The sequence below is a fragment of the Rheinheimera sp. genome, assembly GCF_965283995.1.
Classification (GTDB): Bacteria; Pseudomonadota; Gammaproteobacteria; order Enterobacterales; family Alteromonadaceae; genus Pararheinheimera.
In genome coordinates, this window is the sequence record NZ_CBDIQG010000001.1 from 2,703,537 (window position 1) to 2,717,154 (window position 13,618).

A 13,618-nucleotide genomic window follows, 5' to 3' on the forward strand; every position below is an offset into this window, starting at 1 on the left:
TGTCCATGACAATCCGACTTATCAACCATCCTTGATTGCGTCTTCACAGCAATTGCCGTGATGTCTTCCTGACCGGTGAGAGGATTATGCCCCGAATTTATGAGAGTTTTGTTGCTGTGAGCCAGGTTACGCTCAATCAGAATAGAATAATAATCATACAAAAATAATAAAGTTTAATAAATACAATGATATATGTGTTTTTTCAGTTCAAGAACACTGACCAAAAGGCGCTTTAGCTTACTCAAATGTGAGATATGTCTCACAAAGTTCACGTAGATTTGGCGCCACTAAGTTTTTTGGTTAGCATGATGACATCTGCTAACTGTAATGCTGGGACTATGGCAAGAGAACAATTGGGTGTCTGTGCAGAACCAAACCTACATGGGTTGTTGTTGCTGATGAATGCTTTAGATGGACACGAGCACCATATCCGGCGCGTACTTGGGCTTATCCCAGGTGTGATTCAAAAGCTCACAGATCAATTTTCCGAAGCGAATCTGAATGCCGTCATTGCGATAGGTCCGGGTTATTGGGATGCTCTTTATCCGGCGGTACGGCCTTTGGATTTTCAGCCATTTTCACCTTTACTTGTCGATGATCTGGCGATGCCTGCTGTGCATTATGATGTGTTGTTGAAGATCCGGGCAGATCGATATGATGTATTGCATCTGGCTATTCAGCAATGCTATCAGCAGCTTATGCCACATCTTGAGTTGGTCGAACAAACCCATTGCTTTCGGTTTATGGATGGTCGTGATTTGACCGGGTTCATTGACCAGCCCCAATCGCCACGTGGCCGCAAAAAACGTGAGTTAGCGCTGATATCTGAGACATCACAACCAGAGTTGGCTCAAGGCAGTTATGTCTGTTATCAGCGCTATCGGCTTGATTTAAACCGTTGGCAACAACTGACTCAACAACAACAAGAAGTTATCATTGGTCAGCGCAAACTTGATGGTCAGCACTTGCCGATGGCGCAGCTAAGTGAACAAAGCCATGCGGTTAAGGCTGCTGTGACAGATGATTTTGGCGAGTTTTACCCGCTGGTTTTTCAAAACATGCCGTTTGGCCAATTGAAGGTGCAGGGGTTGGTTATTCTGGCTTGTTCAGCAGAACCTACGGCCTATCTGGCATGGCTTAACCGGCGTTTAGGCGACTCTGGGGCGCAAAACTACGACCTGTTACTGGATTATGTTCAAGCTGATAGCGGTGCGGCTTTTTTCGCACCATCCATCTCGTTTCTTGAAGATCAGGCCGGCCTATGATGCTTTATATTGACAAGGTATCCAAATAACTCAGACCTTTTCAAATAATTCAGTCACTTTCTTCAATGTGAAATTTATGTTTTTAACGCTGGTCGGTGCGATAAATATAGTGTCGTCACCGGCGATTGTACCCAGCACACCTTCTGCTTTGCCTACCGAATCCAGTAGTCGGGCGATTAACTGAGCTGCGCCTGGACTAGTGCGGATAATAATCATTACATCATTGTGCTCGATATCGAGAACAAGCTGACGCAGTGGGCTTTTGGTCGTTGGTACCCCCAATTCGGGTGGCAGACAATACACCATTTCCTGGCGAGCGTTTCGGGTGCGCACGGCGCCGAATTTGCTCAGCATCCGAGAGACTTTTGACTGACTGACGTTATCGAATCCTTCCGCTTTCAGTGCATCGACAATATCGCTCTGTGAACCGAATCTTTCTTCTTTCAGCAGCGCCTTAAAGGCTTGGATCAGCGCTTCCTGTTTGGTTTGTTTGGTCATAGTTACCAGTTAATTCACTTAATTAAGTCTTACTCAAGCATCATGCCGCAAAGCATACCATAGCAAAAACTACTGTTGGATCCAGTGAATTCTTTGCTCCGTGCAACAATGCGATGAACTATGGGCTGTACTGAATATTGTCCTATATTGGTCTGGTTAAATAATGTGCTGCTACTTTGGTATAAGTCATTTGTAATTTGCGCCGTATTTCAGTATTGTTGGCGCGTTTTTTTCGGTGAACCGACAATTGGAGATAAGCATGAAAGTTACCGTTTTAGGTGCTGCTGGTGGTATAGGTCAGGCCCTATCTTTATTACTGAAGTTAAATCTGCCTGCAGGTACTGATTTAGCGTTATACGACCTGGCTCCGGTGACGCCGGGTGTTGCTGTAGACTTGAGTCATATCCCAACGGCGGTAAAAGTGACGGGCTATGGGAAAGACGATTTGCATACCGCTTTAGCAGGTGCAGATGTTGTTATGATCCCAGCCGGTATGCCGCGTAAGCCAGGCATGGACCGTTCTGATTTGTTTAACATCAACGCCGGTGTGGTAAAAACTCTGGCAGAAGCCATTGTTGTTCAATGTCCAAAAGCGCTGGTCGGTGTGATCACCAATCCAGTCAATACTACTGTTGCGATCGCAGCTGAAGTATTCAAAAAAGCCGGAACTTATGATGCAAAACGGCTGTTTGGTGTGACGACACTGGACGTCATCCGCGCTGAAACTTTTATCGCGGAATTAAAAGGCAAAAACCCGGCTGAACTGATTGTTCCGGTTATTGGTGGCCACAGTGGTACCACCATTCTGCCACTGTTGTCGCAAGTCAAAGATGTGACTTTTACTGACGAAGAAGTTGCTGCTCTGACTTACCGTATCCAGAATGCCGGTACAGAAGTTGTTGAAGCTAAAGCCGGTGGCGGATCTGCCACACTGTCCATGGGCCAGGCTGCCGCACGTTTCTGCGTATCACTAATCAAAGGTCTGCAAGGCGAGACAGTTACTGAGTACGCTTATGTGGAAGGCAATGGTGAGCACGCACGTTTCTTCGCTCAGCCGATCACTCTGGGCAAAAACGGCGTCGAAGCTCTGTTAGACATTGGTACTTTGAGTGCCTACGAACAAAAAGCAATGAACGATATGCTGCCGACTTTAAAAGCAGATATCGCGCTTGGTGAAGAGTTCGTCAATAAGGCCTAATATCAGGCCTTATAAAAAAGCCAGCATCAGCTGGCTTTTTGCATTTTAGCACGAACAACCAGATGCTCTAGTGAGAGCGTTCCACAGCGATATCCGCCAGTGTCAGTAAGGCGTTTTTATAAGGGCCGGGCGGCAAAAACGCGATTGCCTGTTTGGCCAATTCAGCTTCCTGCTCCGCAAGATTTCGAGTGTAACCAAAAGCGTTTGTATCGTGCATCGCGGCCATAATGGCGTCGAAGTGTTGCAACCCATTACTTTCGACAATAGCTTCCCGAATGAGCGCCTGTTGCGTCGGATTACCGTGTTTGAGTGCATGGATCAATGGCAATGTCGGTTTGCCCTCAGCCAGATCGTCGCCGATATTCTTGCCGAGTTCATGAACATCTGCCTGGTAGTCCAGGACATCATCAATTAATTGGAAGGCAGTACCCAGATGCAGACCATATAGCCGCATAGCTTCTGTGGTTGCAGCATCTTTGTCAGCCAGTATTGCGGCCAGCTCAGTTGCCGCTTCAAACAAACGCGCGGTTTTGCAATAAATGACCTGCATATAACTTTGTTCGGTTGTGTCAGGGTCATTCACGTTCATCAACTGCAGTACTTCACCTTCTGCAATCACGTTGGTTGCATCTGCCAGGATCTGCATGACGCGCATACGCTCAAGCGACACCATCAGTTGGAATGCGCGGGTATACAAGAAGTCGCCCACCAGAACACTGGCTTGATTACCGAAAACTGCGTTTGCGGTTTCTTTACCACGACGCAGCATCGATTCATCGACGACGTCATCATGCAGTAAAGTAGCGGTGTGGATAAACTCGATAATGGTCGCCAGTGTTACATGCTGCACACCTTGGTAACCAAGTGCACGTGCTGCCAGGACCGCGAGTAGCGGGCGTAAACGCTTACCGCCGCTGTTAACAATATAAATGCCGAGCTGGTTGATCAGCGCAACATCAGAATTCAACTGAGAAAAAATATGTTCGTTCACGGCATTCATGTCGTGCTGGCTCAGTAAGCGGATTTCATCGAGCGTCATGCGGGGTCAGTTAATTCAGGAAACCAGAATGGTTGGATTCTACAACAACAACGAAAGTGGCAAAACTAAATCTCGATCCTTTTTGTTGGTTGATGATCTTTTTAATATTTGTGCTTGCGAGGGTAGGGGAAATTGCGTACAATTCGCGCCCTGTGAATCTAATTAACACGCCCCCTCTGCGGTTGGCGTGATCTGTACGGAGTTCTAACTATGTACGCGGTTTTCCAAAGTGGTGGTAAACAGCACCGTGTGACTGAAGGTCAAACCCTTCGTCTAGAAAAACTGGACTTAGAGATGGGTGCAAAGGTTGAGTTTGCCGCCCTGATGATCGTAAACGGCGACGATGTAAAAATCGGTACTCCAGTCGTAGAAGGCAGTAAAGTTACTGCGGAAGTGGTCGCACATGACCGTGGCGATAAAGTTAAAATCGTCAAATTCCGCCGTCGTAAGCACTACCGTAAACAAGCTGGCCACCGTCAGTGGTTTACTGAAGTGAAAATTACTGGCATCAGCGCTTAATTTCAGGAGTAACGACTCATGGCAAGTAAAAAAGGTGTAGGTAGTACACGTAACGGTCGTGATTCAGAAGCAAAACGCTTAGGTGTTAAGCGCTTTGGCGGTGAATCAGTTCTGGCTGGTAACATCATCGTGCGTCAACGTGGTACTAAGTTCCACGCTGGCACCAACGTGGGTATCGGTAAAGATCACACGCTGTTTGCTTTAACTGACGGTAAAGTTCAGTTTGAAGTGAAAGGCGAGCACAGCCGTAAATTCGTTAGCATCGTTAGCGAATAACAGCTGAAATCTCCGAAGAAACCCCGCACAAAGCGGGGTTTTTTTTTGCTTATCAGTAAAAAGATAACGCATAGTTCTGAAACAACAGGCCTTTGTTTTCGCAGTTCAAGAATCATAGGTTTATAATGTTCGCAATGTATTTAGCAGGATAGGTCGAAATGAAATTTGTTGATGAGGCTCTGATCCGGGTCGAAGCCGGCGATGGTGGTAATGGGATCATCAGTTTCCGCCGCGAAAAATTTGTATCCAAAGGTGGACCAAATGGTGGTGATGGCGGAGACGGCGGCGACGTCTATCTGATTGCGGACAGTAACCTCAATACGTTAGTTGATTACCAATTTGAAAAACTGCATATCGCGCAGCGTGGCCAGAATGGCATGAGTACAAACTGTACCGGTAAGCGCGGTGAAGATTCAGTACTACGAGTGCCGGTTGGCACGCGGGCAGTTGATGTTGACACGAACGAAGTCTTGGGTGATTTGACCAGAAATGGTTTGAAACTAATGGTTGCTAAAGGCGGCTGGCATGGTTTAGGCAATGCCCGTTTCGCCAGCAGTACTAACCGCACACCGCGGAAAAAAACCAATGGCACTCCTGGCGAAGTACGTAATTTGCGTTTGGAATTATTGCTGCTCGCAGACGTTGGCATGTTAGGTCTGCCAAACGCTGGTAAATCAACGTTTATTCGAGCGGTTTCTTCTGCAAAACCGAAAGTTGCGGATTATCCGTTTACGACATTAGTACCAAATCTTGGCGTCGTCAGGACTGAAAGCAGCAAGTCTTTTGTGATCGCCGATATCCCGGGTCTGATTGAAGGCGCAGCAGAAGGCGCCGGTTTAGGCATCCAATTTCTGAAACATCTTGAGCGTTGCGGTCTGTTGCTTCATATGATTGACGTTTTACCAGCTGACGGTTCAGATCCAGCGGAAAATGCGCAGGTCATCATCCACGAGTTGGGCAAATACAGTGACAAACTGGTAAACAAACCACGTTGGCTGGTATTTAACAAAATTGATCTGGTACTGGAAGACGAGCTCGAAGAAATAAAACAAAAAGTGATCTCTGCGATAGGATGGGATGGCCCGGTATATCAGGTATCTGCTGCGTCCAGAACGCATACAGAAGCGCTGTGTCAGGATATTCAGGCTTACCTTGATCAGTTGCCTAAAGAAGCGCCAAAAGAGCAGTTGCTCGACCCTGTGCAGTTTAAATGGGACGACTATCATGCCGATGCGATGAATCTGGCGGACGATCTGGATGACGATGATGATTTCGATGATGATGATTACGAAGTCGAAGTGATTTATCGCCGTTGAGGATGACGCATGTTGTTAAGTCTGATTGCAGCCATGGCGAAAAATCGGGTAATAGGTTTGAACAACCAGATGCCTTGGCACATGCCCGCTGATCTTGCGCATTTTAAGCAAGTGACCATAGGGAAGCCGGTGGTAATGGGTCGTAAGACGTTCGATTCCATCGGACGATTGTTGCCCGGCCGGCGCAATGTGGTGATTAGTCGTCAAATCAAGCCCGAAGGTTTTGCTGCCGATTGGGTCAATAGTCTTGACGACGCTTTAACGTTACTTTCAGCAGAGCCAGAAGTGATGGTGATTGGTGGTGCTGAGTTGTACCACCAGACATTGCCGATGGCCGACCGGCTCTACTTGTCCGAGTTTGAGCTGGAAGTGGCAGGCGATGCTTATTTTCCTGACTACCGTGCCTTTGGCCGGTGGCGGATAAGTTCGGAGCAATTGTTTCAGGCGGATGATAAGAATCCGGTAGATTACCGCTTCTTACAACTTGAACGTGAACGCTGAAATTTCCAGCGTTGCGCATCACCTAACATGTTGCTACTATTAATTTTGTTTTGCTAATTCTGCCTCAGAGGTTGCCTATGAAATTAATAAACGCCACGTTATGTCTGTCGTTGGCTGCAGGTTTAATGGTCGTTGCACCAGCCGCTCAGGCTCAGGAACAGCTGGCCGCTTCGATGTGTGATTATGTCAAAGCAGATGATAAGAATCGCTTTCGTAAGTTGTTGTCTGATAACCGATTACGGCTACGCAACATTTATGATGGTGTGCTTTGTGACGGTTTATCACTGATTCGATTCGCCGTAAAAAGTAACGCAGCTGGTGCTGGTGAGTTTATTATCAAGCAGTTACCTGCCGCGCAAATTACGGCATCAGGTGATATCGCCTGGGCGGAATCTAATCATGCTGGCTCAGCGTTGATAGCGGTGCTGAAAGCTCGGGCGGGCGGTGGCGAATAGCCATACAAATTCAGGAAAAAAGCCGTGGAATCCACGGCTTTTTTGCACCCGCAGATATTCGGCTCACATCTTTACTCCAGTAGTTCTAACCACTTCGATAATAAAAAAGGAGCCGAAGCTCCTTTTTTATTATCGATGATCAATCAGACCTTAAATTGATCAACCGATAAACGCAGTTCTTCGGCCAAACGTGCAACTTCATGGCTGGAGTCTGACGTTTGCTCAGCACCAGAAGCCGTCTCTTCAGCGATATTGACGATTGATTCCAGTAACTTGCTGATTTCATGCGACACTTGGTTCTGCTCTTTTGCGGCATGTGAGATTTGCTCACTCATGTCATGGGCCATATGCACAGCATGGGTGATTGAATCTAACGCCTGGTCGGCTACTTCTGTCTGCGCTACACAGTTTTCTGCCTGACGTTTGCCTTTATTCATTGCTTCAACCGCTGCGTGAGCACCGCTTTGCAGCACTTGAATCATGGCCTGGATTTCCTGTGTCGAGCTCTGTGTTTTACTGGCCAAAGAGCGGACTTCGTCGGCAACTACCGCAAAACCACGCCCTTGTTCACCGGCGCGGGCTGCTTCGATTGCCGCGTTCAGCGCCAGTAAGTTGGTCTGTTCGGCGATACCGCGGATCACATCGAGGATACTGCCAATTGAAGCGCTGTCCTGATGCAGTTTATTGATAACTTTGGACGCCTGCTCAACTTCCTGCGACAACTGCAGAATGGTTTGCTTGTTGTTGGACGAGATGCCTTTGACACGTTCAGCTTCCGCGTCAGCGTGCTTGATTTCGGCCAGCGCATCGTTAGAGCTTTGCAGTACACCTTGAGAAGTGCTGCTCATTTCGGTCGTTGCAGTTGCAGCCTGTGTAACCTGAGATTTCTGCTCACGGATAGCCGCTGTAGATTGGACTGTGATGGCAGAGGTTTGCTCAGAAGCTGCGGCTAATTGCGTTGACCGTGAAATGATACCCTGAATCAGTTGACGCAAATTACCAATCACCTGATTACAGTTGCGCGCTAGCTCACCAAATTCGTCCTGCGCAGAATCGTCTAACTGTTTAGTCAGATCCCCAGATGCAACCACGCCCAGAATCGCATTCACTTTACCCAGCGGTGTGGTGATGCTGTTACGCGTCCACAATGCAATTGCAGCAGCTGCAGCGAAGGAGAAAGCCATGACGCCAAAAATCAACACAATAGCACTGGTGACGCTAGACTCTGATTCTTCCTGAATTTCGCCTGCAGCTTCACGGGCTTTAGTCAGCAGTTTACTGAGAGCTGCACTCGCATCTGTCGTTTGTTGTTCAGCTGTTGCCAATAATTTCGCGGCTGAAGCTTCTGCCGCCAATTTATTAGATTTTAAGGCCAAGATTCCATCTTCAGCGGTGAGCAATTCATTGATAGTGGTAATTTTTTCATCTAAATCAGCCACCATATCAACGGCGCCACCGGCTTCGGCTTTGATGATTTCCATCTTCGCCACGATATCGGTCATCCGGTTTTTAATCTCATTGCTGAGAGTTTCGGAGGTATTTGCGGCGTTAGTCCGGGTTAAATCCACCACAGTACTGACCATCGAGTTCATGCTGGTTTCGAGGACTGAAGCTGCTTCGGCGGCTTTAGGGAAACGGCGGCTGACATCCCGTACGTCACTGAAATCAAGGATTAACGAAGCAGAATCGTCAGCATTGCTTTCTAAGTCGCCCAGTTTACTGTTAATTGAATCGCGCAATGACAGGGATTTTTTCAGCTGAGCAAACAGATTATTGCTGGTTGGAATAAATTCGTCGTATTGACCAGTAACGTCTTTGAAGCTTGCGGCGAGAACCGGTTCACTACTAACCACAGACTGCAGATTTTTTGCAGCGGCATCATACGCATCTTTTTCTGCAGCAAATGCTGTTTCAAAAGCCGTTATTTTTTTCACTTCATCGGTATAAAACGCCTGTAAAGTGATTTTACTCATGATCACAAATTCACTTTTCAGCGTGGCGCTGTTCTCCAGTGCAGGGATCGAGATGGTATTTACCTGGCTTGTGGAATCACTGATATTGTTCAGGCTGGAGTAGGAGGTAAGGCCGATGATCAGCAACAACACTGATATCACACCAAAGCCGCCGATGATGCGCAATGCAACGGTTAACTTCATATGGAACTCCCAACGGGTTGGTCAACAATCTCCTTCAACAGCATCCATGCAATTGTTCGGGATCGGTATGGATAAAACCCAATTATTATAGTCTTTTTTCGTAGCCGGCAACACTAAAACGCTGTTGAGATTCAATACAATAGCATGTGAGAGCCTGCCCCCAGACACAGCCCGTGTCCAGCGCGTGAATTCCCGAAACAGGGGAGTAACCCTGTAACGCAGCCCAATGACCAAAAAAGATCGTTGGATGTTCTCTATCAGACCAGAAATCAAACCAAGGGGTCAACAGCGGATTATCGGATAATTCGCCTTTCTGCCGCAGTTCGAGCCGGCCATCGGCAAAACAGTAACGCATCCGGCTGCAACTATTGATGGTAAACCGGTATTTTTCAAAGGTTGAATTTGCATCTGACCATAAATCAGGGTTATTGCCATACATCTGTGCATACAGACTGACCGGATCAGTCCGCAGCTGTTGCTCGACGGCATGACAGGCTTTGAGCGCCGTATCAATGCTCCACTCGGGTGCCAGGCCGGCATGGACCAGCAGCAATTGCTCAGTCTCGTCAAAGTGGATGAGCGGTTGTTGCTGCAACCAGTCAGCCAATTCGGCCAGATCGGAAGCCTGCAACAACTCGTCAAGCTGATCGGCCGGGCTTATCCGGCCATAACCGTGCAAACTCGCCAAAAAGTTCAGATCGTGATTACCAAGTACTGTGACTGCTGCAGCACCGAGATTTTTCACGAAACGCAAGGTTTCCAGTGATTTAGGGCCGCGCGCAATCAGATCGCCGCAAAACCATAGCTGGTCCTGCGTCGGGTCAAACTGAATTAAACTCAGCAGCTGCTGTAGTTGGTCAAAGCAGCCCTGAACATCACCAATGACATAACGGGCCATTAATTCAGCACATTGGGCACAGCAAGCCGGAACAGCGGGATCGGCGCTTCGAATTCGTTACCATCGGTCGTCTGCATCTCGTAATGGCCCTGCATAGTGCCGACCGGTGTTTCCAACACGGCGCCACTGGTGTAAGTGTAGCTGGAGCCTGGTGCCAGTTCCGGTTGCTCACCGACTACCCCGTCGCCACGGACTTCAGTATGTTTGCCGTTGGCGTCGGTGATCGACCAGTAACGGCGCAGTAATTTGACTGTTGCGGCGGATTCATTGCGGATGGTGATGGTATAGGCAAAAACAAAACGTTCTGCCGCAGCATCGGACTGACCCGCAATGTAAAACGTTTCGACGGTGATCGGGATTTGGTAAATCACAACACATCTCCGTCGGCGCTGACCGCAACACCCATCGCATCCGGTTGCTGTGCCAACCACTGGGCAACACGGATAAATTCGCCGACCGACAACTGTTCTGGCCGCAGACCCGGATTGATACCCAGCGCTTCGATGTCTGCAGCAGTCGCGAAGTTGCTGAAACAGTTCCGCAGCGTTTTGCGTCTTTGATTAAAGGCTTCCAGACAAACCCGGTTTAACACAGCGACCGGCACGTCAGCACGTTCTGCCACCGGTTTTGGGATCAGCCGGACTACTGCAGAGTCAACTTTTGGCGCTGGTTTAAAAGCGCCTGGACCTACTTCCACCACCGGAATGGCCTGGCAGAAAAACTGGGTCATCACACTGAGCCGACCGTAGGTTTTACTGCCGTGTCCGGCAGTCATCCGTTCGACCACTTCTTTTTGCAGCATAAAATGCATATTCTCGATGCAGTCGGCAAAATCAAACAGGTGAAACAGCAGAGGCGTAGAAATGTTATAGGGCAGGTTGCCAAATACTTTGAGTTTGCCGCTTTCTGGCATCAGCTGACTGAAATCAAACTTCATTGCATCCGTTTGATAAATTGTCAGTTTATCAGCCAGCGTCGGATGTTCACGCAGGCGTTGTGCTAAATCACGGTCCAGCTCGACGACGGTCAGATGGCCACAACGTTCCGCCACTGGTTCGGTTAATGCACCCAAACCAGGACCGATCTCAACCAGGTGCTCACCCGGTTTTGGTGCTATCGCTTTGACAATGCGTTCAATCACAGCCGGATCATGCAGGAAGTTCTGGCCAAATCTTTTGCGGGCCTGATGCCCCATGTGTACTTTATCAGTCATGTTGTGCTTTTGATTGAGTCGCTAAAAAAATGGCCTGATCCAGCGCATGCTGGAAACTGCCGGGATCTGCCAGACCTTTGCCGGCCAGATCCAATGCAGTGCCGTGATCGACTGAAGTACGGATCAGAGGCAGCCCAAGGCTGATATTGACCGAACGGCCGAAACCTTTGTGTTTCAGCACCGGTAACCCCTGATCATGATACATCGCCAGAACTGCGTCGGCGTTGTCGAGATATTTACTTTGAAACAATGTGTCGGCTGGCAGCGGGCCAATCAGGTCCATGCCTTCAGCCCGAAGTTCATCCAATGCCGGCCGGATCACGTCGATTTCTTCCCGGCCGAGATGGCCATCTTCGCCAGCATGTGGATTCAGACCGCAGACGTAAATCCGTGGATTGGCGATGGCAAATTTTTGTTGTAAATCCTGATGCAGGATCCGGGTGACCTGCAGCAAGCGCTCCCGTGTGATGGCTTTGGCGACATAGGCCAAAGGAATGTGCGTCGTGACCAAGGCCACACGCAAGCCCTCGGTGGCCAGCATCATCACCACATAGGGCGTATTCGATTGCAGGGCGAAAAACTCGGTATGACCACTAAAAGGAATGCCGGATTTGTTAATAATGCCTTTGTGGACTGGGCCTGTGACAATAGCGTCAAACTGCTTTTGCATCGATTGCTGACCGGCAAAGGTTAGCGTATCGACCACATAACGGCCGTTATTTTCATTCAGCACGCCGGGTTCGACTGGTTGAGCCAGGGTGAAAGGCGCGATAGTCAGGCTGCCGGCACGTTGTGGTTGCGGCGGCAGGTCGGCCTGATACGGCAGTAACTGCAGCGGCAGACCAAGTAGCTTTGCCCTGTCCAGCAATAACGACGGATCAGCACACACCACCAGCTCAGCCGGCCAGTCCTGCTGTGCCAGCTGAATGATCAGATCCGGACCAATGCCGGCCGGTTCGCCCGGTGTGACGCCAATCCGTAAGGTCATTATTTATCTGCCAGTACTTCGATAAAGGCTTCGTCGCGGATCTCACGCAGGAAATTGCTGGATTCCTCGTTGAAGCGGCGGTTATAAATCATCCGCGTGACCTGTTCACGTTTTTTCTCGGCGGTCGCGTCGACGGTGCGACGGTCCATCAACTGGACGATGTGCCAGCCGTGTTCGGTGCGGAATGGTTCGCTTAACTGGTCTTTTTTCAGCGTTTTTAACGTATCGCGGAATTCAGGGACAAACACATTTGGATCGGCCCAACCCAGTTCACCGCCTTTTAAACGCGAACCCGGATCTTCTGAATGCTCTTTGGCAAACTTAGCGAAATCTGCTTTGCCGGCTTTAAAATCAACGGCAAATTTTGCCAGCATATTTTTGGCTTTTTCTTCGCTGACAATGATGGATGGCTTGATTAAGACATGGCGTGAAGAAATCTCTTCGAATTCAACAACGTTGGCGCCTTTGATATCAAAGATGGTCAGAATGTGGAAACCGGCACCTGAACGCAGCGGTCCGATCAGGTCCTTTTTCTTTTTGCCGCGCACCTGGTCCGCGAACAAGGTTGGCATTTCATTGATATTCATCCAACCCATATCACCGCCTTCCAGTGCGGTTTCTGCAGACGAAGAAGCAATGGCGATTTTTTTGAAATCGCTACCGCCGCGCAACAGCTCCATGACTTTGGTCGCTTTGCTCTCAGCATCTTTGATTTGTTCTGCAGTTGGCTGGCCTGGCAGCGCCAGTAAAATATGACCGATGTTGTACTGTTCGTTGCTGGCACCTTGCTGTTCCATCATTTTTGTCAGCGTATCAATCTCTTGCGGGCTAACATAAATACGGCGTTGCACGTTGGCACGCAGCACTTCACCTGTGGTGATTTCTTCGCGTAACCGCTCACGGAATAGCTCGTAGCTACCTTCTTCCCGCACGACCTGGGCACGGAACTGCTCAACCGAGACTTTTTGCTCGCGGGCGATGTTTTCGATGGTCTGGTCAAGCTGCGCATCGGTGATTTGCAGGCCCATCCGTTTGGCAACCTGCAGTTGCAGGCTGTTCATGATTAATCGTTCCAGGGCTTGCACCTGTAAGGCCGAATCAGAGGGTAAAGTCTGGCCTTGTTTGGCTGCGTTCTTTTTCACGCGGGCGACCATGTCGCGGACTTCAGTTTCCAGAACGACACTATTGTTGACGATCGCGGCTACGGCATCGACTTTGGTTTCGACGGCCTGGCAATTCAACATGACACAAGTGGTCAGAGTCGCGGCAATCAGCTGTGTTAACTTCATAATTTTC

General features: G+C 48.9%; 15 protein-coding genes. 7 read left to right on the plus strand and 8 right to left on the minus strand.

What is annotated here, in order from left to right:
* The first annotated feature begins 338 nt into the window (after positions 1–338).
* Positions 339–1,265 carry a Dyp-type peroxidase gene (locus ACQ66Q_RS12080; protein ID WP_430457037.1) on the plus strand — a complete coding sequence of 309 codons (927 nt, stop codon included), beginning with the start codon at positions 339–341 and terminating at the stop codon, positions 1,263–1,265.
* Between the two features lie 30 nt (positions 1,266–1,295).
* Here ACQ66Q_RS12080 and argR read toward each other — a convergent pair whose 3' ends face one another.
* Positions 1,296–1,763 (minus strand): transcriptional regulator ArgR, encoded by a 468-nt coding sequence (argR, locus tag ACQ66Q_RS12085; RefSeq protein WP_208932069.1) that lies wholly within the window; start codon positions 1,761–1,763, stop codon positions 1,296–1,298.
* Between the two features lie 259 nt (positions 1,764–2,022).
* On the opposite strand from argR, the gene mdh reads away from it, so the two are divergent.
* On the plus strand, positions 2,023–2,961 hold the full coding sequence (gene mdh, locus ACQ66Q_RS12090) for a malate dehydrogenase (RefSeq protein WP_430457038.1): 939 nt from the start codon (positions 2,023–2,025) through the stop codon (positions 2,959–2,961).
* Between the two features lie 67 nt (positions 2,962–3,028).
* Here mdh and ispB read toward each other — a convergent pair whose 3' ends face one another.
* Complete coding sequence (gene ispB / locus ACQ66Q_RS12095; RefSeq protein ID WP_430457039.1) at positions 3,029–4,000, minus strand: octaprenyl diphosphate synthase; 972 nt, start codon at positions 3,998–4,000, stop codon at positions 3,029–3,031.
* Positions 4,001–4,210: 210 nt separating this feature from the next.
* Here ispB and rplU point away from each other — a divergent pair, with 210 nt between their 5' ends.
* The 5 genes from rplU to ACQ66Q_RS12120 all read left to right on the plus strand — a co-directional run bounded on the left by rplU (position 4,211) and on the right by ACQ66Q_RS12120 (position 7,067).
* Positions 4,211–4,519 (plus strand): 50S ribosomal protein L21, encoded by a 309-nt coding sequence (rplU, locus tag ACQ66Q_RS12100; RefSeq protein WP_031566951.1) that lies wholly within the window; start codon positions 4,211–4,213, stop codon positions 4,517–4,519.
* Between the two features lie 18 nt (positions 4,520–4,537).
* Entirely contained in the window at positions 4,538–4,795 is a 258-nt protein-coding gene (rpmA, locus tag ACQ66Q_RS12105) for a 50S ribosomal protein L27 (protein ID WP_031566953.1), read from the plus strand.
* A gap of 158 nt (positions 4,796–4,953) precedes the next feature.
* Positions 4,954–6,111: an Obg family GTPase CgtA gene (gene cgtA, locus ACQ66Q_RS12110; protein WP_430457040.1), complete on the plus strand. Its 1,158-nt coding sequence runs from the start codon at positions 4,954–4,956 to the stop codon at positions 6,109–6,111.
* 9 nt (positions 6,112–6,120) lie between these two features.
* Positions 6,121–6,612 (plus strand): type 3 dihydrofolate reductase, encoded by a 492-nt coding sequence (gene folA / locus ACQ66Q_RS12115; protein WP_430457041.1) that lies wholly within the window; start codon positions 6,121–6,123, stop codon positions 6,610–6,612.
* 77 nt (positions 6,613–6,689) lie between these two features.
* Positions 6,690–7,067, plus strand: coding sequence for a DUF3718 domain-containing protein (locus tag ACQ66Q_RS12120; RefSeq protein WP_430457042.1), 378 nt, complete (start codon positions 6,690–6,692; stop codon positions 7,065–7,067).
* Positions 7,068–7,210: 143 nt separating this feature from the next.
* Here ACQ66Q_RS12120 and ACQ66Q_RS12125 read toward each other — a convergent pair whose 3' ends face one another.
* The 6 genes from ACQ66Q_RS12125 to surA all read right to left on the minus strand — a co-directional run bounded on the left by ACQ66Q_RS12125 (position 7,211) and on the right by surA (position 13,611).
* Positions 7,211–9,223, minus strand: coding sequence for a methyl-accepting chemotaxis protein (locus ACQ66Q_RS12125; protein WP_430457043.1), 2,013 nt, complete (start codon positions 9,221–9,223; stop codon positions 7,211–7,213).
* Positions 9,224–9,308: 85 nt separating this feature from the next.
* Positions 9,309–10,121, minus strand: a complete 813-nt coding sequence (locus ACQ66Q_RS12130; protein ID WP_430457044.1) for a symmetrical bis(5'-nucleosyl)-tetraphosphatase — start codon at positions 10,119–10,121, stop codon at positions 9,309–9,311.
* Positions 10,121–10,492 (minus strand): Co2+/Mg2+ efflux protein ApaG, encoded by a 372-nt coding sequence (gene apaG / locus ACQ66Q_RS12135; RefSeq protein WP_430457045.1) that lies wholly within the window; start codon positions 10,490–10,492, stop codon positions 10,121–10,123. Before apaG ends, ACQ66Q_RS12130 begins: the two co-directional genes overlap by 1 nt.
* Positions 10,489–11,334, minus strand: a complete 846-nt coding sequence (gene rsmA, locus ACQ66Q_RS12140; protein ID WP_430457046.1) for a 16S rRNA (adenine(1518)-N(6)/adenine(1519)-N(6))-dimethyltransferase RsmA — start codon at positions 11,332–11,334, stop codon at positions 10,489–10,491. Before rsmA ends, apaG begins: the two co-directional genes overlap by 4 nt.
* Positions 11,327–12,322, minus strand: a complete 996-nt coding sequence (gene pdxA, locus ACQ66Q_RS12145; RefSeq protein WP_430457047.1) for a 4-hydroxythreonine-4-phosphate dehydrogenase PdxA — start codon at positions 12,320–12,322, stop codon at positions 11,327–11,329. The genes rsmA and pdxA overlap by 8 nt, the downstream gene beginning before the upstream one ends.
* The gene (surA, locus tag ACQ66Q_RS12150) at positions 12,322–13,611 is read right to left on the minus strand and encodes a peptidylprolyl isomerase SurA (RefSeq protein ID WP_430457048.1); all 1,290 of its coding nucleotides are present in this window, start codon (positions 13,609–13,611) and stop codon (positions 12,322–12,324) included. Before surA ends, pdxA begins: the two co-directional genes overlap by 1 nt.
* Positions 13,612–13,618: the final 7 nt, after the last annotated feature.